This is a genomic window from Lactiplantibacillus argentoratensis (genome assembly GCF_037290055.1).
Lineage (GTDB): Bacteria > Bacillota > Bacilli > Lactobacillales > Lactobacillaceae > Lactiplantibacillus > Lactiplantibacillus plantarum.
Genome location: NZ_CP147647.1, coordinates 2,513,711 through 2,532,937 on the forward strand (window position 1 = coordinate 2,513,711; position 19,227 = coordinate 2,532,937).

The 19,227-nt window shown below is 45.7% G+C and carries 17 protein-coding genes; 6 read left to right on the forward strand and 11 right to left on the reverse strand.

Annotation, left to right across the window (positions count from 1 at the left end):
* Nucleotides 1-295 precede the first annotated feature (295 nt).
* The 4 genes from V7R88_RS12080 to V7R88_RS12095 all read right to left on the reverse strand — a co-directional run bounded on the left by V7R88_RS12080 (nucleotide 296) and on the right by V7R88_RS12095 (nucleotide 7,373).
* Entirely contained in the window at nucleotides 296-2,296 is a 2,001-nt protein-coding gene (locus V7R88_RS12080; RefSeq protein WP_057717683.1) for an ATP-binding cassette domain-containing protein, read from the reverse strand.
* 375 nt (nucleotides 2,297-2,671) lie between these two features.
* Nucleotides 2,672-5,896, reverse strand: a complete 3,225-nt coding sequence (locus tag V7R88_RS12085; protein ID WP_057717682.1) for a LamG-like jellyroll fold domain-containing protein — start codon at nucleotides 5,894-5,896, stop codon at nucleotides 2,672-2,674.
* A gap of 213 nt (nucleotides 5,897-6,109) precedes the next feature.
* On the reverse strand, nucleotides 6,110-6,472 hold the full coding sequence (locus tag V7R88_RS12090; protein ID WP_080392735.1) for a hypothetical protein: 363 nt from the start codon (nucleotides 6,470-6,472) through the stop codon (nucleotides 6,110-6,112).
* Between the two features lie 64 nt (nucleotides 6,473-6,536).
* Entirely contained in the window at nucleotides 6,537-7,373 is an 837-nt protein-coding gene (locus tag V7R88_RS12095) for a metallophosphoesterase family protein (RefSeq protein ID WP_003642262.1), read from the reverse strand.
* A 187-nt stretch (nucleotides 7,374-7,560) separates the two neighbouring features.
* Here V7R88_RS12095 and V7R88_RS12100 point away from each other — a divergent pair, with 187 nt between their 5' ends.
* Nucleotides 7,561-7,875 carry a hypothetical protein gene (locus V7R88_RS12100; RefSeq protein WP_003644899.1) on the forward strand — a complete coding sequence of 105 codons (315 nt, stop codon included), beginning with the start codon at nucleotides 7,561-7,563 and terminating at the stop codon, nucleotides 7,873-7,875.
* A gap of 130 nt (nucleotides 7,876-8,005) precedes the next feature.
* Nucleotides 8,006-8,845, forward strand: coding sequence for a helix-turn-helix transcriptional regulator (locus V7R88_RS12105; RefSeq protein ID WP_338816259.1), 840 nt, complete (start codon nucleotides 8,006-8,008; stop codon nucleotides 8,843-8,845).
* A 202-nt stretch (nucleotides 8,846-9,047) separates the two neighbouring features.
* Here V7R88_RS12105 and V7R88_RS12110 read toward each other — a convergent pair whose 3' ends face one another.
* The 5 genes from V7R88_RS12110 to V7R88_RS12130 form a co-directional block, all read right to left on the reverse strand.
* Complete coding sequence (locus V7R88_RS12110; protein ID WP_024971357.1) at nucleotides 9,048-9,494, reverse strand: PTS glucose transporter subunit IIA; 447 nt, start codon at nucleotides 9,492-9,494, stop codon at nucleotides 9,048-9,050.
* 454 nt (nucleotides 9,495-9,948) lie between these two features.
* The gene (locus V7R88_RS12115; protein ID WP_003642267.1) at nucleotides 9,949-10,275 is read right to left on the reverse strand and encodes a PTS sugar transporter subunit IIB; all 327 of its coding nucleotides are present in this window, start codon (nucleotides 10,273-10,275) and stop codon (nucleotides 9,949-9,951) included.
* Nucleotides 10,276-10,298: 23 nt separating this feature from the next.
* Nucleotides 10,299-11,771 carry a PTS sugar transporter subunit IIC gene (locus V7R88_RS12120; protein WP_057717680.1) on the reverse strand — a complete coding sequence of 491 codons (1,473 nt, stop codon included), beginning with the start codon at nucleotides 11,769-11,771 and terminating at the stop codon, nucleotides 10,299-10,301.
* Nucleotides 11,771-13,153 (reverse strand): glycoside hydrolase family 1 protein, encoded by a 1,383-nt coding sequence (locus V7R88_RS12125; protein ID WP_057717679.1) that lies wholly within the window; start codon nucleotides 13,151-13,153, stop codon nucleotides 11,771-11,773. The genes V7R88_RS12120 and V7R88_RS12125 overlap by 1 nt, the downstream gene beginning before the upstream one ends.
* Nucleotides 13,154-13,349: 196 nt before the next feature.
* Nucleotides 13,350-14,369 carry an SDR family oxidoreductase gene (locus V7R88_RS12130; protein ID WP_015825921.1) on the reverse strand — a complete coding sequence of 340 codons (1,020 nt, stop codon included), beginning with the start codon at nucleotides 14,367-14,369 and terminating at the stop codon, nucleotides 13,350-13,352.
* Nucleotides 14,370-14,474: 105 nt separating this feature from the next.
* Between V7R88_RS12130 and V7R88_RS12135 the strand changes: the two genes are divergently transcribed.
* The 3 genes from V7R88_RS12135 to V7R88_RS12145 all read left to right on the forward strand — a co-directional run bounded on the left by V7R88_RS12135 (nucleotide 14,475) and on the right by V7R88_RS12145 (nucleotide 17,018).
* Nucleotides 14,475-14,918 (forward strand): MerR family transcriptional regulator, encoded by a 444-nt coding sequence (locus tag V7R88_RS12135; protein WP_003642271.1) that lies wholly within the window; start codon nucleotides 14,475-14,477, stop codon nucleotides 14,916-14,918.
* 383 nt (nucleotides 14,919-15,301) lie between these two features.
* Nucleotides 15,302-15,916 carry a LysM peptidoglycan-binding domain-containing protein gene (locus V7R88_RS12140; protein WP_015825922.1) on the forward strand — a complete coding sequence of 205 codons (615 nt, stop codon included), beginning with the start codon at nucleotides 15,302-15,304 and terminating at the stop codon, nucleotides 15,914-15,916.
* A 439-nt stretch (nucleotides 15,917-16,355) separates the two neighbouring features.
* The gene (locus tag V7R88_RS12145; protein ID WP_080392734.1) at nucleotides 16,356-17,018 is read left to right on the forward strand and encodes a LysM peptidoglycan-binding domain-containing protein; all 663 of its coding nucleotides are present in this window, start codon (nucleotides 16,356-16,358) and stop codon (nucleotides 17,016-17,018) included.
* Between the two features lie 160 nt (nucleotides 17,019-17,178).
* On the opposite strand, the gene V7R88_RS12150 is transcribed toward V7R88_RS12145, so the two are convergent.
* Complete coding sequence (locus tag V7R88_RS12150; protein WP_129531775.1) at nucleotides 17,179-17,781, reverse strand: SdpI family protein; 603 nt, start codon at nucleotides 17,779-17,781, stop codon at nucleotides 17,179-17,181.
* A gap of 148 nt (nucleotides 17,782-17,929) precedes the next feature.
* Here V7R88_RS12150 and V7R88_RS12155 point away from each other — a divergent pair, with 148 nt between their 5' ends.
* Nucleotides 17,930-18,277 (forward strand): ASCH domain-containing protein, encoded by a 348-nt coding sequence (locus V7R88_RS12155; RefSeq protein WP_054398044.1) that lies wholly within the window; start codon nucleotides 17,930-17,932, stop codon nucleotides 18,275-18,277.
* Here V7R88_RS12155 and V7R88_RS12160 read toward each other — a convergent pair.
* Complete coding sequence (locus tag V7R88_RS12160) at nucleotides 18,263-19,156, reverse strand: metal ABC transporter solute-binding protein (protein WP_003643364.1); 894 nt, start codon at nucleotides 19,154-19,156, stop codon at nucleotides 18,263-18,265. The two genes, V7R88_RS12155 and V7R88_RS12160, sit on opposite strands and share 15 nt — an antisense overlap.
* Between the last annotated feature and the right edge of the window lie 71 nt (nucleotides 19,157-19,227).

Genomic DNA, 19,227 nt, shown 5'->3' on the forward strand with positions numbered 1-19,227 from the left:
GCAGAAATGCCTGGAGATCGGTGTAGGACGCGCACCTTAAGCAAGTTTACGCTAACTCGCACCAGTTTCCAGCGGGCCTAAGCTGGCTGCCTTTGAACTTAAATAATCACGATTCATGACAAATTGGCTCGCGCAATGTGTGTTCTATTTAGTTGTCTTCATTATATGTCAATTTCGACATATGTGAAGTAAATTAGCATCAAAGGCCCCACGTACAAAAAACGGTAATGAAACCCGTTCTGGGCTTCATTACCGTTTTACTAACAGACTATTCTAGTTGATGAGTCACAATTACTTAATCCGCGGCGAGGGCGTCGATTGGATTCAACCGAGCGGCACGCCAGGCTGGTAGGATGGCTGCTAATAAGGCAATCACCAGGGCAATGATAAAGGTCGAGATAATATTACTTACCTGAATCTCAATCATATTGTAGCTGGCGATTTGGTAGAGGACTTTATTCAAGGCAGCACCAATACCATAGGCGATTCCAGTAGCTAATAGTGCGCTGATGACTCCGATGATCAATGATTCACTCGTGAACAATCGCCGAATATCACGGCGACTTTCACCCAGCGCACGTAAGATTCCGATTTCTTTCTTCCGGGCACTGACCGACATGAACATGGTCACAATGATCATTAACGCTGAGACTAGTAGGGAAATTCCAGCGATTGCCGCCAAAATCGTGGTTGCTAAGTTAACATACGTATTGACCGTATCAAGCATGCTGGCAATGCTGGTGGCACGGTAAACCCGTTTGCCATCAATCTTTAGCTTATTAATCTGCTTGGTTACAGCATCATTATGCTCCCGCGAATCAACTTTCACCGCAACTGAAGTTGGCTGCGTACTTAAATTCTTTGCTGACCGCATATCTTTCATAGTGGCGTAGGTCACGGCGTTCACACCACTTCCAGTCGTGCTGTCCGTAATCCCAGCAACCGTTAATTGCCGTTTAACCGTGACACTTTTACCACTCTTATTCGTTGTCTGAAAAGCCACAGTCACTTTCTTACCGACCAATTGCTTCCAATTCTTAGATGACCATTTCTTCGCCACACTACTCTTATCGACGACGATTTCATTCTTACCAGCCACGTGACCAGCTTTAATAATCGACTTCCGGTTAGAAGCCGTCCACGTCGTTAACGACGAAGCGGTGTAGTCTTTATTACCAACTGTAATTGTCGCGTTGCTTGCACTCAAAATTGGCTGAACGGTCTGAACATGCGCAACTTTTTTCAGTTTACTCAGTTGGGCCGTACTGAACGTTGGCTGATTGGTCGTCGTCACACTCGCTCCCATGGCAGCTGCCTGCTGGTTGCCTTCTTGGCTGCCGCCTCGCTGACTTTGACTCGATTTTTGATACCGACTCACTGTCACGACACGGGGATTGACCATATCATTGATTTCCTGATTAATATACCCCTTGAGGCCATTACCTAACCCGTTAAACAACATCACTGCGAATAAACCAATCGCCGTCCCAATGATAATAATCAAGTTCCAAGTCCAAGTATAGCGTAGATGTTTAAACGCCGTGTTCAGTGGCACATACCACGGTAACTTACGTGCCGCAATCTGTTGGCGATTTTCATCGACCGGATAAGCGGGTTTCACCCGCTCGTCATCCGTGATTTTACCATCAGCTAAGCGCACGATTCGAGTACCCGCATTCGCAACATCCTGCGAATGTGTCACACAAATTACAAGCCGACCTTCCGCCGCAATCTGATCCAAAATTTTCAAAACTTCCGTGGTATTTTCAGAATCCAATGCGCCAGTCGGTTCATCCGCGATAATAATCTGCGGATCACTCGCTAAAGCCCGGGCAATCGCAACTCGCTGCTTCTGGCCACCAGATAATTGGTTCGGGTACTTTTTAATTTGATCCGCTAACCCCACCTGAGTTAACAGTTGCTTAGCTCGTTGCTCACGTTCTGACCGATTTAACTTGGTCATATCTAACGAGATCAGGACATTGTCTAACACGGACAGATGGTTGATCAAATTATATGATTGATAAATATAACCGACTGTTTCACGCCGATACTGATCCATCTGTTTCTCTTGGTGATGATCTAACGCGGTTCCTTGCAATAACACTTGTCCCTGAAATTGCCGATCCAAGCCACCAATGATATTCATCAACGTTGACTTACCACCGCCAGATTCCCCTAAAATCGCGACGAATTCACCTCGTTCAAAAGTTAGATTAATCCCATTCAAGACTGGGAAAGCTTCCTTGCCTAAATAATAGGCCTTGTGAATATCTTTTAATTCTAAGTAGCTCATCCTCGCTCACCCTACCTTACTGTACGTCAATATCGTGTGCCAACTCCCCTTTATTTATATCAAGGGCTTTAACTGTGACTATTAGTCATTAAGTTTACCAAAAAAACAACTGTGGAAAAAATCTTATACCTTATTTTTATTGAATCTTATCATAGCACTTTAGTTAGACTATAACAACAAAAACTAACTATTAGGCTAAATAATTTGAAATTAATTATTAAGGAGTGACATTACAACCTGGTTCGCTCTGGTACTTCAACCGACATCACCACCGTCGATCAGCGTGCACAAAAGGCAGTTTCGAGAAACACACCGTTCCCAGAAACTGCCTCATCCGTGCTTACTTCCAAAATTATCGTGACAAGTTATATTTACCTAGGCGCGTCGCTTCCGCCACCAAACCGCGATTGCACCAGTCAGCATGAGGAACACACCGCCGGCGACTGCTAGCCAGCGTTGCACCGCTTCACCTGTCTGTGGTAACCAGCCGCTACCATGATGACCTGTCGAATGACTGCCATGATTAGTAGTTGCACTCGAGCTAGTTTCAGGCAGTACCGTGCCACTCGTCACCCGATCCGTGACTGTACTTGCATGCGAACTAGCTGTACCGGCCGTCATTGAAGTGCCATTGTCGTTGGTGCTCGTTTTGTCTGCACCTGATGTATTAACTGTCCCGCTCCCCGTGGTGCTAGTTTCATGCTTGTCGGGTTTGACAGCAGTCCCGTTGCCATTCGGTTTAGTTGTGCTACTACCATTTTTGTCCGGCTTAACGGCAGTACCGTTACCATCTGGTTTAGTTGTCGCGCTACCATTTTCATCCGGTTTAACAGCAGTACCATTGCCATCTGGTTTAGTTGTCGTGCTACCATTTTCATCCGGTTTAACGGCAGTACCATTGCCATCTGGTTTAGTTGTCGTGCTGCCATTTTCATCCGGCTTGACCGCAGTACCATTGCCATCTGGTTTAGTCGTCGTGCTGCCGTTTTCGTCGGGTTTAGCCGTACTCGTCAGTGGATTATCATTATCCAAATCCACAAGCACTTCTGTACCGTCGGCAGTGGCGGCCATCGCTTGACTCAACACGATGGTCTTAGCCGCCCGCGTCTTACTTGGGACAAGTTTAATCGTCACCAGGTCAGTCACGGGTTGGCTAGCACTAACCGTCAATCTTAGTTGACCATTAGCGACCGTCTGCCGTAAAATCTGCACGCCGGTCGGAGCCTTGACGTCGGCGACTTCCCGACCTGCTAAGTCAAATTGCAGATCAAATGCCGTCAGTTGCCGGTTTTGGTTATGAGTCAATTGAACTTGTGCTTCTTGGTCATTGCGACTGAGCTTTAGCGTTTCAACTGAACGTTTCTTCTTCGCTAGATCAGTCTGCTTAAGAAAAGCTGATGAATCAAAGACCTGACTGTCAAACATCTGTGGTGTTTGTGGCACTTGCAACGCATTCAAGATGAGCGCACTGATATCAGCGTTGCTACCACCATGCAAACGGCGGCCATTATCGACTGTTTCGCCACCGAGCGCCATGAAAATACTACGGTTATATTCATCCCAACCACCATGATTCTTGCCAGAACCGCCATGATCAGCGTTGGCAATGACTAACGTATCATGAATGCGACCGGTTGCTTCAAGCTTATCCATTACTCGCTTGAACAGGGCATCATATTGGGCGTATTTATCCCAGTAATTGTCATTATACCAGCCGTGACCGTGGCCCTGACCGTCCATATAATCACTTTGCATGTAGACTAACCCAGTATTTTGAAATTCCGGCGTACCGATATAGTTAACCACATCATCAAAGGATTTCAGTGAAGCTGACTGTTTAGTCGTCACCGCGGCATCTGGTTCGATGATGCTATTGACGATTGGGCCCCATTCTGAGAAAGCCGCAGCGCCCCGCGTTGGATTATCGGCTTGTAACATCTTAAATACTGATGGGAACATTGCTTGTGGTTTGTTAAAATCCGCAAAGTATTCTTGTCCCATGGTTGCGTTAGTCCCTTGATATTCCTTAGGTAGCGTGTCCCACGGCCGACCATGTAACATGGAAATGTAGTTTTGTGCCGAAATTGCTGGTGAAACGGCCCGCGCTGACGTACTCATTGCAAACTGCTTATTGAACAAGTCCATCGTATACGTATTTCGACGCTTCTTCATGATTTCCGGATTAGTTGTCCAGACGGGAGTCTTAGTTCCTTGCTCCGCACCTTGTGCATAGTACATTCCCTTCGGATCCCAGGGGTTCCCACCACCATCAGTCGTTAAAACGACCACGTGTTTATAAGGCTTGATTTCGGCTGCTTTGGCGGCCGCCACTTTATCGGCAGCGGTTGCCAGGGCAACGTCACCGACACCAATAATCCCGTCACCGTTGTAATCTAGCGCGTACTTACCTTGAATTTCGACAGCTTGGGCTGGGCCTAGTTCGATCGTGGTATCCTTAGTTGGCTGTTCGAACTTGATCTGCGTCTCACCAGCTGCTTTGGCTTTCAAGTTAAGGTGCGCTAGCCGCGTTTGCGCATACGTTTTAAATTCAGCCTTCGAAAGGTTCGCCGTCGTAGTCAGGCGAATACGGCCAGGCGCAATCAGTTGGACCTGCGTCTTTCCCCCTTGTAAAAGCCGTTCGGCACCGACATAGTCAAACTTAGCCGCATCATACACGACATCCATGGTGACCGGGGCGGCACCGGTAGCTTTGATTTTCCGGGCGTGTACATTAAGGCCATAGGTGTGTCCACTCGCGATTCGCTTCGGACCAACGAGCTTCGTCGCAATCGTTTGGTCGACCGGTACGGGTGCGACCGGCTGCTTATCGACCTGCGCGGCAACGTTCAATTGACTCACTTGTTGGGGAGTCAGCGTCTTGTCATACAGACGGGCCTGTCTAATTTGACCGGTCATCATTGACTGAACGTGACTTCCAGGAACCGCGTCGCCACCCAGTACAAAGTCTTTAGTACCCTGCGCCAGCTTTAAATCGCCGGGCATGGCCACTTGTTGGACTAACTGGCCATCCAGATATAAACTGGCCGTCTTATTCTTGTCGATCACACCAACCGCATGGACCCACTGCCCCTTATGTAAGGTGCCTTTAGGAGTCTTATAGCCGGAACCATCATGGGCGAAGAAAACGACTTGATTATTTTGTACCCCAAGTCCTAAGCCACCACCCTGTTGGCTAGAAAAGATCTCATGTTCACCATTGGCATCGGCGGCTGGATCATATTTAAAGTACGCCTCGATCGCCATCCCATTCTGCAACTTCGCAAACTGTTGATCCGAGAAGGTCGTGTAAAACGCTGATTTGCCATCCAAGTTCAACACTTGGTCGTTAAATTCAGGGTCCTTCGTCACGGAAGGCTGCCCATAGGTTTGCCACTGCGTCTGCCCAATTAAATCAACCAATTGTTGATTTTGAACTGCCAAACTCAAGGTTGCTGCTGGAACTGCTGAGCTAGCAACTGGTTCGGCAACTTGCTCACTCGGAGTCGTCATCGGGGTTACTGCGGCCACAGCCGGGGTCACCGTCGTTGTTAAGATTGCTGAACAAACTAATAAGGTCGTTAAAACACGCGGCTTTATCATTATAAAATTATCACTCCATCTTTTTTTATCGTAAAACAAACTGCACTTTTAAGAATAGTTAAGGAATGTAAAATGTTTAGTCAGATGTTTGTAAAGAAACGATATTATTTATGTTGCGACACTTTACTAACCGGCTCTACGCTAGCGATGGCACTCAAAAAGGCTCCCCATATCTTGCTGGGAAGCCTGATGAGCTAATCTATTCCTGTCGCACTAAGCCGTTTGTTGATAACCGTTTGCAACCAACTGATTTCTAAACCACGTCTCAAACATAAAGCCATACCAGATATCACCCAGCAAGCCAATAGTCATGACAACTTGGTCACTAAAAAACAGCTGCGTCACCATATTTAACGACAGCATGCCTAAGAATGGCACCGCCGTTTTCAGTAAGAAAAACGGGGTTCGACACCGCACACTGAACAGCGCATAAAACCACGTGAACAACAGGGCCCACACGTTAAAGTGCCCGTACACTTGCTTGGTACTGGTCTCGCCATTGATAGTCTTAGTAAACGTCATATCATGTCTAGCTCGCTTGTTAAAGCCAAACCATTCTGATGGTGCAAAGTTCATGAAAACCCTCCTCGTATCCTGTTCAATCATTATAAGAGTTAACTCACTAACTTACCACTAACTATCACGCTTGCATGCCAAAAAATCGTCGTACCTCATTAGCGTAATTAAACTTAGCGTTCAGTTTGCCCAATAAGGCTTGGTCATGGGTACTCGTAAAACCAGTCCGGCGAAGATGTTCATATAAGTCTAAATATGGTAATTGTTGTTCACGCGCAACGGTCAACTCAAGGCTAATATCATAATCAACTTTTCGAAAATCCACACTGATTCGACCCGCGTCATCCACCGTTAAGATTGCATAGTGAGCACGCTGATCAGCCATGAACTTAGCGTATGGACTATAAGGTTGGCCTGTCGCCCCGGGATTAATAATGAGCTGGCCCCGCTGACTCACCCGCATAATTTGTTGGTGGGTATGGCCGTAAACGGCCACATCCGCATCACCAGCTAGGTGATCAAAATTAGACTGGCGTTCATCCGGATACAGGTCGTGACCAGTCGAGCGTTCCGGCTGATTATGGGCCAGTTGAAAAGTTAACCCGTTCACGACCATCGTTGTCGCAATGGGCCGTTGCACTAATTCAGCGTAATGTGATTTGCTCAGATGGGTCACCAGATACGCGGTCAATCGTGCAAAATAAATCTGTGAAGGATCATCCAGTCGCCCGTTTCCAGTCATGACCGCATTAATCCCCTGTTCCCAATTACCTTGCAACCATACTGACGGCGCAGTGTCCGCTAAGGTCTGGTAGAGCTTTTCGGCACCCGGGCCGGGTAAGAATAGATCACCGAGGAACCAATAATCCGTCGCGGCTTGCTGACGCGCATCCGCCAACACAGCATTAAGCGCCGTCAAGTTTCCATGAATATCTGCCAGCACAGCAATCCGGTGTTGCATTTCTCGACACTTCCTTTTGCACATAATACTTCTAGTATACGCTGGCAATTTACACTTGTCGCATGATCTCTGTTAAGCCAGCTTATTAATTGGCCATAACAAGCGCAGATGGTCGTCATCACAACTATTTGCATGTATGCTAATAGTAATATTTAGTCTAATTAATACCTTGGAGGAGGCATTCAACATGCAACAATTAACACCATTAGCCGCCTATTCAGACTTGGCATTCGATTGGTCGATCGTTATTAATGAAGGGGCTGCGGGACTAACGACCATTCGCCAGCATTTAGCAGCCACGCTTAGCGACTGCCTGGCCGCACACGTGACCATCCTTTGTCGACCTGCGATGTTTTTCCTGATCATTCACGACCACCGGCAAAAGGTTGCGATTCCCGGTCATATTTATCCTGGTACGGAACAACCTTATGAAATCCAACTAGACGGCTGGCCGGTAAATAATAGCACCGCTTTTATGACAATTATTCATAAGTATCACTAAGCACTTGATACTACTTATCTGTCGTTACCACGCCAATCATCGAAAGTGCTAATATATTCAGTGTTAACAATGCGAGCGCTTCCCTCCCTATGTTAGAATATACTAAGAACCAATCAGGGGGGAAATCAAATTGCAGATTGATAAACAACAAGTTGGTAATCGTATTCACCAACTTCGAATTGCCGCTGGTTTAAGTATGGCCAAACTTGCATCTGCGATTGGCTTGGCTGGAAAAAGCACAATTAATGACTGGGAAAAGGGACGTACGCTAGCTAACGCGGACCGACTCGCTAAAGTAGCTGCATACTTTGACGTATCCACTAATTACCTTTTATACGGTAGTTTGACTGAATATGTCACCGCTGTCTTTCAAAATGGTGGTCTCAATCATTCAGAATTCAATGTCCTACTATGGGAATATGTGGACCTAACTACGACCAATCCGAACATTCTTTCTAGTGACTTGTTCAGTTCGGCCTCACAGACTGAACAGGGCGTATCCGACCCAACTAAAATCGCGGCGGCCTTAATTACACCGACTATCAATAATGCGATTCGGCAGATTGTTCCTGAAATCGTCCAACACTACCAACAAACGACAACCTACCCAGAACCTCAAGCCGTCATTCAGGCCGGTTGCTATGTCTTTCGTCACCGAATACAGATTATTCGGCGGACCTTTACGGGTAAATACAACCGGATCGTCCGCTTACTAGACAATGTCGATTTATACGAAAAGTTACAGCCAGACGATGACTTAAAGGCGTACTTGAATCAAACAACGGGGCCTAAAACTCAAGTTCAAAACGGTTATTCGTTGGATGAAAAGTATCAGCGCCAAATGAACAAAGTTATCACGGAATTTCACCAAGCACTCAATCGCATCAATGATGCCTACCAAGCTGAACTGATGGCTTGTGGACAAGGACAGGCTTGTGGACAAGGACAGGCTCATTCTGCGGCAGATTGAATTGCTTGCAACCGCCAATCAAAAATCAACTGAGCACGAAAACACACTTCAAAAGTAGCAGCTTTGAAGTGTGTTTTCGTATTTAACAACTGCATTGCAATTGCTAGTTGACCTTGCATCAATCAACTATGGTGACGCGATGAAATTCCTTCTGACTCAGCTCATCGCAAACAATTACACACGATTAGCCCCATCATCCGTCCTACTTAGCAACAACCGTGGCAACTTCTTGGTCGTGGCTCACTTGTCCACTTGTGGATAAACTGATTTTTTCAGCGGGTTGCCCACCTTTATCCACAACCACCAACACCGTCATATCCTCCCCATTTTCAGCGGCCTGCTCTTGATCCACAAAAGCGAGTGGTGTTTCTGGTGTCACTTGGTCGCCTTCATGAACATAAGTTGCCGGAGTTGCACTGGTATTAACACCCATTCGTAACCGTACCGTCAGCTTTCCAGCTGCCAGCTCGATCGCATTTTGTTCTGGAATCAGGGCACTAACGGTTCCTGTTACTGGACTGAAGATATGGTGGCGTTCTGGTGTCACCGCAAATCCCGTCTGACCCGCAGCGACTGTGGCTAAATCTATCAGTGTGCCATCAACTGGTGCATATAATTTAATTTTTTTACCAAATGAAAATAGTCCCATGATAAAGCCCTCCCGAATTTGATGATTAGATTTCCATAATGGCGCTGGCCAGCTACCGTTCTTTGATTACCTTTATCCTAACTGCTCGAACGGGTTTCAGGTCAAGGGTTTTATTTAATTTGTTTGATTAATAGCCATTTTGAATCAGCAGCCGTCCTTTAAAATTAAGCACTGCCAAAGTAACGTCCACACTAAATGCTTCTCTCGCTTATTCGCCTGCACACCCTCGCAGTACCGTATCGCGGGCCCCAGCCACCGACAAAAAAATTCCCCACCAGCATTTAGCCAGTGAGGAATCGTAACATATTATAACATCCTGAGATGCCCACCACCAAAACAATCTAGGATTTGGTTAGTGTTTGATTATCACTCGGACAAGTCCCAATCATGTTAAAGCAACCACCGCACACGTTGGTGATTCACGATTGCATTGACTTCCCCGGTTAAATCCTAATTATCTGTCGCCGAGTAACTTTTCAGCTGCTTGTAAGACATTTTCACCATTCATCATGCCATAGTCGGACATATTGATGATATCCATTGGAATCCCAGCCTTATCAGTCTTCTTCTTCACGTCATTCGCCATGTAGCGAACTTGTGGTCCTAATAACAAGACATCGGGATGCGGATCTTGACTCAGTTGATGGTCAATATCAGCCGCTGAGGTGGCAAAGATCTTGTAATCAACACCATCTTGCTTTGCCGCAGCTTCCATCTTAGACACTAATAGTGAGGTTGACATTCCCGCAGAACATGCCAACATAATAATTTTTTCAGCCATAATTATTTAATTCCTTTCTATAATTACATCTTTTCAATTTCAGCGTTACCAGCAGCAGCTTCCGCAGCGGCCTTTTCGCCTTCTTCCTTCGTTAAGATAGCATCGTACTTCTTAGCGAATGGGAAGTAAATTGCAGTTGACATGACCAACGTAATTGTTTGCCAGATAGCCATCTTCCAGCCACCAATCAGGAAACCAGAAATGATTGCTGGGGTCGTCCACGGTGCCGCGAAACCATTCAATGGTGGCACAATGCCGAAGTAGATGACCAGATAAGTGGATAAGGCCACGATAACCGGTGTCAAGAAGAATGGAATTGCCAAGAATGGGTTCATCACGATCGGTAACCCGAACAAGAATGGTTCGTTAATGTTGAATAATGCTGGAATAAATTCAACTTTACCAATCGTCTTAAATTGAACGGACTTAGCAGCAAACAACGTAAAGATAACAAGTCCGATCGTAATCCCAGAACCAGTTAAGTTAATGAAGTTATTGTAGAATTCATTAGTTACAATGTGGGCACCTTGGGCAACGGTCAACTTACCTGCATGCATTAACGTTGCATTGTCGAACGTGTTCGGAATCAGTAACCCACTAGTAATGGCACCCATGATCAACCCACCATGGACCCCAAAGAACCAGAAGAATGGCACTAAGAACGCAATAACCAGCGCACCACCGAGTGAATCGGATAATCCTTGAAGCGGTGTTTGAAGAACCTTGTAAATAAATTGCAACATGTCAGTATTACCGAAAGCACTGAAGGCCGCAAAGATTAACATTGCAACAATCAAGATGACCCCGGCAGGAATCATGGCAGTAAATTGGTTGGCAACACTAGCTGGTACTTGTTCTGGTAAGGTAATCTTCCAACCCTTACGAATCATAGCGGAGTAAGCCCAACCAACTAAGATGCCGACAATAATGGCAGCAATCATCCCTTGACCACCTAGCCAAGTAATATTAACAACCCCGGTAACGGGTGCTTGCACAAAATCTTGTAGGACTTTTGGTAACTTATCGATATTTTGTGAAACGGCGCTACCTGACATCACGACATTCCCGGCAGCATTGGTGATCCCACTACCAGCTTTACCCATCGCAGCTACTAATGGATTGGCAATGTTAAGCGTTTGCAAAAGTAAAAATACGGCCATGGAAGTTAACCCAGCGGGCAGTGGTTCATACCCTTCGTTACGCACATACACATAGGCAATCCCAACGGCCGCCCAGAGTGACAGTACCCCAAATGTTACCGTATAGGCCTGGTTAAAGAACGCTGCCCAACCAGAGGCCTTGATAACAGCAGCCACAGCTGGAATTGGAATATTAGATAAGATCAAGAATACGGACCCAATGATAATAAATGGTAAGGCGTAGACCATCCCGTCTTGTAAGGCTTTAACTGGTTTAGTGTTAACGAACTTCATTATTGGCGGTAAAACTTTGTTGTTAATGAAATTGCTAACAGCACCATTACTACTATTTTCCATTACAATTCATCTCCATTTTTTGCTAGGACCCCTTGCAGCCAATAATATGACTTCTTGGGAACCCGCTTTAAGTCTTTTAGATCATGATTACTCCGGTTAACGTAAACAACCCCGTAACGTTTTTCGATATCCGCGTGTGAACTTGGAATATCAATCAAGCCCCAGCCGAGATAACCTAGTACCTTAGCGCCGTCAATCAACATGGCATCTTTCATCGCCTTGATATGTTCTTCATGATAAGCGATCCGCTCATCATCTTCGATCATATGCTGGCCATCCCAATGCTCGCGTAACCCAATCCCATTCTCAATCGGGAACACGGGTACTTCGTACTGGTCATACAATTTGGTAATCAAGTTGCGGAAACCGAGTGGATCAATCGCCCAGCCCCATTCATTAGCTTGTAAAAAGCGGTTGGCCTCAAATGAATAATTGAGATAACGGTTCGGGACGGCATCGGCAGGAATTTTATCCCCATTGATAACCGTTGAACGATAATAACTAAAGGCCAAAAAATCCGCTTTCATTTTGCCGATGATGGCTTCATCACCTGGTTGCAAATCATAATCGATACCCTGTTGTTCAACGTAACGCAGGACTTCTGGTGAATAGTGCCCGTGCACGTAAGCGTCATTCAAGTTGTTGTTCAAAAATTCGTCACTCTTACGGGCCGCCATAATATCAATTGGCTTAGCTGTTTCTGGATAAACCGGGGTGTAAGCTAACATACCACCAATCTTCACGTCATCGTAGTTCTGATGAACAAAGTCATCTAGGCGCGCGTGCGCTAACATAGTATGGTGGAAAATCCGGTATAAGTCGTTAACACTCTGATCACCCCTGGTATAGCCTGAAATGTTGAAGACTTCGTCGGTAAAGTATAGATTATGTTCATTGAACACGATCCAATATTTAACCCGGTCAGCAAAGTGGGCAATCATCTTTTCACCAAAACGGACGAACGCATCAACGGTGTGGCGCGACATGAACCCGTTTTCATTTTCAGCTAAGGCTAACGGCATATCAAAGTGATACAGGCAAATCATCGGTGTAATCCCCCGTGCCAGCATCGCATCAACCAGCCGATCATAAAACGCAATCCCGGCGGCATTAAACTCACCATCACCATCTGGAACTACTCGTGACCATGAAATCTGAATTCGATACATATTCAAATGTAAGTCCTTCATCAAATCAAGGTCTTCCTCGTAACGATGATATTCATCAATGGCATCATGCCAATCCGAAGTGGTTGCGGTCGCAGGACGAACATCATAAACTGAACGGCCCTTACCGTCTTCATCCCAAGCACCCTCAGTTTGCATACTTGACACTGAATTGCCCCAGAAAAAATCCTTGGGCATCTGTCGCTCCTTATCCATCAAACTCCTCCTCTGTGTCATTTATTTTGGAAAACGCTTTCCTCGTGAAATAATACTATCCTATTTCTATTTCAAAATCAATACTTTTACTTTAAAAATATATACTTTTGTTAAAATAACTAAGCCCGGTTGCCACTAAAGTAGCTACAAAAAGCGGCCTGGCAGTAAATACTACTGCTAGACCGTTTTGATCGTCCTATTTATTCAAATCATTCTTAACCAGTGTATCGACAGCGGCTAATACCGCAGTATCAGCTGAGCGCGCTTGCCACCCTAACAATTGCTGGGCTTTTTGGGTACTGACCTCGTGATTGATGCGGATCATCAAACTAGACTCGCGTAATTGCCCACTAAATGGGGCTAACCCCCGCACAAACCAGTCTGGAATCAAATGTTTCGTCATGCCTGCAGCCAACTGCGGCCGTTGTTCTTGAATCAATGTTTTGAGGTCCCGCATCGAGATTGGTGTGGCGGCCACTGCTAGAAAACGCTGATTGGCCGCTGCAGGCGCCGTCATCGCCCGAACTTCTAAGTCAGCGACATCGCGAACGTCAATGACATTGACTTTAAGGTTTGGCATCATCTGCCCAGTTAATATCCGACTAACTAGATTATAACTACCCGTGACGTGCCCATTAAGCGATGGCCCAAGCATGGCACCGGCATTAACCGTCGTGAATTCTGGACTATCAGCATGCGCCTTGCAATACGCCCAGCCAGCCTCTTCAGCAACCAACTTCGACTTTTCATACAATGAAAGCCCCGGTTGGTCTTCGCGGGTCCAGTCCGCTTCAGTGACGGGATGATCATGATCCAAACGACTGAAGCCAACGGCACCAAGGTTGGCAGTCATGACGACCCGCTTAACACCGGCCGCCGTCGCTGCCTTTAGAACACGGATCGTGCCGACCTTGGCCGCACTAGTGACCTCATCAGAAGCCTGACCTTGATTAACAAATACTGGTGCCGCGACACTCATCACATACGTCACGTCACGCATTGCTTCGGTCCAACCCTGATCCTGTGTCAGGTCTAGAGCAACAAATGTCAATCGATCTAAGTTAGGTGTACCCGCTAGCGTCTGCTTCACACCAGCTGCTTTATCTAACGACCGTAACGTTGCCCGAACCGGATAGCCCGCTGTTAATAATTGTTTAATGATATGACTGGCTAAGAAGCCATTACCGCCAGTGACTAGTACTAATGATTTATTCATGTTTAATTCCCCCGGAATATTGGTTGTTTTTTCCATCATGGCTTGTTAATATAGCTAATATAAGCCTTAGACAACACTCTAAGGCAAGTGTTAGGAGGAATCTTTTTGACCTATACGATTAAAGAAGTCGCTGATAAGGTCGGACTAAGTGCGTACACCTTGCGTTTTTATGATAAACAAGGCTTACTTCCCTTTGTCAGTCGCAATGAATCCGGCTACCGAGCATTTACAGATGGTGATCTTCATCTATTACATACGATTATTTGCCTCAAAAATACCGGTATGGCAATCAGTGCTATTCGCCAATATATCAGTTATGTCATGGCAGGTCCCCAATCGATTGCACAACGACGAGAGCTGCTGACGACTCACCGCAATGCTATTCTTGCTCAGCAAGCCCAAATCATGAAAAATCTGAAGGAAGTGGATTACAAATTAAACCTATATAGTGATCCGCACGCGCGTGAATTAGTGCAAGAGGAAATTGCTCAAGCGAAGTCTGAAAAACAAGCCCTCGGTTTAGCAGATCCATTTCCAGTGACGGAATAAACTGTTAAATAGCCGTGTTTGAGGCCATTTTCAAGCACTAAAAGCCGATTATACTAAAATAATCGGCTTTTTTTATGGCTGAATTTTGGGTGATTTCACGTCATAATGTTAATTTTAGGCAAACCTCAACTTGGTTGACTGAGCTTGTCACTGTCCCCTATCAACCGATTTAACCAGCCTTTTTCAAAGTCACAGTTCGGTTACGAAGATTACAAAAGTCCGTATTCTTGTAATCTTTGCATTGCGTTCTTAAAACTCGCGACACTAACAAGTAACACGGAGGCGTTAGACTGGGTTCTGTTGATTGCGAATGACATCGCAGTTAAGATTTTTGTCAGTAACTTAATTAATCGATAATCACAAAATTTATAGGAGTGTCTAATTTGAAAAAACTTGTAAGTACAATCGTAACTACCTCAGCTGCAGCCGCTGGTTTATTATTCGCCGGTGTCCTCAACGCTAACGCCGACTCAACTTACACCGTTAAGAGCGGTGATTCCGTTTGGGCCATCGCACAAAAATTCAACACAACTATTAATCATGTTGAAACGACTAATAACATCAAGGGTCACTACATCTTACCTGGTCAAAAACTATCTATTAAGACGAGTTCAACCAGTTCTGATAACAACACCTCGTCAACGACTTCAAACACAACGAGTTCAAGTGCTTCAACGACTAGTTCTAGTTCAACTAGCAACACAACCGTGACGACCACTTCAACGAGTTCAACTGACTCCACGACTTCAAGCTACACTGGTAGCAATTTGAAGAGTTACGTTTTAAGTCAGATGCAATCACGGACTGGTGTCTCAGCTTCGACTTGGAACACGATTATTACGCGTGAATCCAACTGGCAACCATACGTCCGCAACAGTTCTAGTGGTGCCTACGGGTTATTCCAGAACATGCACATCAGCAGTGGTTCTGTTGAAGAACAAGTTAACGCTGCCGTTGCTTTATATGAAGCACAAGGTATGGCTGCTTGGGCCCTTTAATCTAAAACTATTAAGACAAAGTCGGGATTCCTTCCCGACTTTTTTTGTTGCGTTAAATTACTTTCTATAATCAACATCCTTTTAAACTTATAAGAACAATACCGGTATTAACTATTTAATATTGGGAATGTCACGTTAAACATTGTAATTGCCGCTATTTTTGCTAACTGGCTCAACTATCGGTAATTTCAGTAATTATTATATTGCTATTTCTGTCATATTTTTTATATTAGTAGCCGATATATTGTCACCGATACGTCCCGTCACGATAGTCTTCAACTATTCAGTAAAATATTTGCTCCCCATAATTTTCTCAGAATCTCGCAATCGCTTCTTAAAATTAGCGACACATGCGAGTAATAAGTCGCCGCTATACTAATTTTTGTTGATCAACAATTGTACGACACGCTGATTGCTTACAAAAATGGGAGAGTATAACTTGAAAAAATTATTAACCACAATCTTAACAACATCCGCTGCAACGGTTGGCCTACTATTGGCCGGAACTGTTTCTGCACACGCCGACGCAACTTACACCGTTAAGAAGGGTGACTGTGTCTGGGCAATTTCACAAGAATATAAGACGACGATCGAATCAATCGAAACAGCCAACAACATTCACGGCCATTTAATTTTACCAGGCCAACAATTACGGATTCCAGGGGTGAACGCCCAGGACCTTACTAGTCAAGCACCAGCGACACCGGTCGCTTCAGCGCCAGTTCAGCAGGCACCGGTCACCACACCAACCCAGCCAGCTCAAACACAGGCCACAACTACGACTCAAACAACACCGGCACAAACTAACGAGACGGTTGCTTCGGCACCAGCAACTACCCCAGCAACTGAAAGCTATTCGGGTGATAACCTACAAAGTTACGTGCTCGGTCAAATGCAAGCACGGACTGGTGTTGACGCCGGAACTTGGAATCACATCATCAATCGTGAATCTAACTGGCAACCACACGTCGTTAACGGTGCAAGTGGTGCATACGGTTTATTCCAAAACATCCATATTAGTGGTGGTTCCGTTCAACAACAAATCGACGCCGCAGTTAACTTGTACCACGCACAAGGCATGCAAGCCTGGGCCCTCTATTAAAAAGACACTAAAAAAGGCTGGAATTTTCCAGCCTTTTTTGCCGTTCAACGATTGTTAACAACGCTTCAACTAACCACGATTAACGTGACTTGTGCCACTCGCGACCCCTAATTATGATCCGCGTATATCAATTTGCCGTGTTAATAATCACCAACACAACTTACGTCAAGTGGGCCAAATGGTGCGCATAGCCCAACGCAATCACGATAATTCCCACAATGGCACTCACTTGATAGATTGGGAACAGTGTGGGCCATACCCAGCCGATGCCAACCATGCCGTAACTGGCGATTAATAACAATAGTCCGGTCAGCCAGTTGACTTTCTTCCAGATCACTGGCGAGTTGTACGTCCAGGGTACCCGGATACCCCAGGTCACATTCTGCGGAACATCCATACAAATTCCACCAACCACACTGGAAAGCACGCCGAGTGTAAGCCCGGAATTGGCCGGCTGAAACCATACCGGAACGACTAAGATTAAGATAAGATACCCCAACCACCCCATTGCCAGATGATCCGTCATCGCTATGAAGTCAAACGGCGTCAACGCTAAACGATTGGTCAGCCATGGGGCTACTAACAAGAACAGAAAAGCGCCGGTCAAGTAAACCAACCCTAACCAAGTAAACTGTTGATTGCCCAATTGCAACGGCTGGCCGATTAGTGAGCGGCCCCACGCATACATGACGATTAATGCGCTCATCGTGCCAACGATTTGTAATCTAACTGGAATCGCTGTTCGTTTTGCCAATTGTGCCATCCCCCTTGTATTGTTAGCCTAATTATAGACAGGCGCCAGCTACCTACCACCAATATCCGGTGTTCAGGCACATCATTGCCATTATTTAGGCCCCTATTTCGTTAGTTATCCACTATAATTAAGACTAAACTGATTAGGAGGACGTTCAATGACCACCATGCAATTGATTCATCCACAATGGCTGTTAATAAAATCGGGGCTCAAAACAATTGAAATCCGTTTAAACGATGCGAAACGCCAAGCCTTACAAGTCGGTGACATTGTAAATTTCATCGATCTGACGACTGGCCAGCAGCTCACCACTCAGCTCATCGACATCACGCGTTTCGCTAGTTTTGAATCCTTACTGAGCGAGTACACCGCCGTTCAAGTCGGCAGTGCCCCGGGAACGCCGGTAACACAGATGGTTCAAGAAATGCTAACGTTGTATTCCCCCGTCCAAGTTGCGCAATTGGGCGTCGTCGCCTTGCAGGTCCGTCCCTTAATCGGACAATAACTGGTTGAGCTGGCGATACTGTGCCAACATCCACTGTTGATAAGTCAACTTAGCTGGCATGGTTTCAGTCACATTCAACACTGGCACCTGATTCTTCTTGGCTAATGACACCATGTTAGTCACTAATTTATCACTAACTTGGCTGTTATTCACAAAGAAGGCGACTTGCCGACTCTTTAATGCCTGCTGCATCTTGTGGATAACTTGCGGTGCTGGGTCAGTGCCCTTCTCAATCGCATTTTCAAAGTCTTGATTAGCAACCTTAAACCCTAAACTGGTCAATGCGTAATCAAAGACGGGCTCACTGACTAACACTTGCCGATTCTTTAACTTGTTAGCCTTCGCTCGTAACTTGGCCTGTTCCTGTTGAATCGGTTTAAGCGTGGCGATGTACTTGCGGGCGTTGGCCTTAAAATACGTGCGATACTGGGGTTGCTTTTTAGCTAACTGATTAGCGAGATAGTTCGCGGTGGCGGGCATCGTTGCACTGTCATACCAGAGATGCTCGTTAGCCCCTTCCTTGCGATGCATCACGTCCTCGCCGACCCGAATCAATTTGGCTCGTTGCGTCGAGTGCACGACCTTGTTCATCCAGCCATCATAGCCGATGCCATTAGCGATGACGAGATCAGCCTGACCAACCGTCTTAGCCACGGTTGGTGTTGGCTCAAAATCATGGGGATCAACGGACGGTTTGTTGATAATTGACGTCACGCTGACGTGCTTGCCACCGACAGCTTTTGCCACACTACCATAAAAATTCGTCGTCGCAACAATGTTGACCTTATGCGATTCAGCAGTCGTTGACTTAGACTGACAGCCCGTTAACAAGCCCCCACCAATAACAAGTCCACCTAGTAATAGCCACAAACGTTTCACAATTGCCACTCCCTTTTTAAATAGTAATCATTACGTTTTAAAGAATAGCAATAAATGTCATTTTTGTAAAT

What these genes read in the sequence shown, in the direction of transcription:
- V7R88_RS12115 (WP_003642267.1), bottom strand. Translation starts at nt 10,275, where the DNA reads ATGGCTGAAAAAATTATTATGTTGGCATGTTCTGCGGGAATGTCAACC.
- V7R88_RS12130 (WP_015825921.1), bottom strand. Translation starts at nt 14,369, where the DNA reads ATGAATAAATCATTAGTACTAGTCACTGGCGGTAATGGCTTCTTAGCC.
- V7R88_RS12100 (WP_003644899.1), top strand. Translation starts at nt 7,561, where the DNA reads ATGCAACAATTAACACCATTAGCCGCCTATTCAGACTTGGCATTCGAT.
- V7R88_RS12080 (WP_057717683.1), bottom strand. Translation starts at nt 2,296, where the DNA reads ATGAGCTACTTAGAATTAAAAGATATTCACAAGGCCTATTATTTAGGC.
- V7R88_RS12085 (WP_057717682.1), bottom strand. Translation starts at nt 5,896, where the DNA reads ATGATAAAGCCGCGTGTTTTAACGACCTTATTAGTTTGTTCAGCAATC.
- V7R88_RS12120 (WP_057717680.1), bottom strand. Translation starts at nt 11,771, where the DNA reads ATGGAAAATAGTAGTAATGGTGCTGTTAGCAATTTCATTAACAACAAA.
- V7R88_RS12150 (WP_129531775.1), bottom strand. Translation starts at nt 17,781, where the DNA reads ATGGCACAATTGGCAAAACGAACAGCGATTCCAGTTAGATTACAAATC.
- V7R88_RS12125 (WP_057717679.1), bottom strand. Translation starts at nt 13,153, where the DNA reads ATGGATAAGGAGCGACAGATGCCCAAGGATTTTTTCTGGGGCAATTCA.
- V7R88_RS12090 (WP_080392735.1), bottom strand. Translation starts at nt 6,472, where the DNA reads ATGAACTTTGCACCATCAGAATGGTTTGGCTTTAACAAGCGAGCTAGA.
- V7R88_RS12155 (WP_054398044.1), top strand. Translation starts at nt 17,930, where the DNA reads ATGACCACCATGCAATTGATTCATCCACAATGGCTGTTAATAAAATCG.
- V7R88_RS12110 (WP_024971357.1), bottom strand. Translation starts at nt 9,494, where the DNA reads ATGGGACTATTTTCATTTGGTAAAAAAATTAAATTATATGCACCAGTT.
- V7R88_RS12095 (WP_003642262.1), bottom strand. Translation starts at nt 7,373, where the DNA reads ATGCAACACCGGATTGCTGTGCTGGCAGATATTCATGGAAACTTGACG.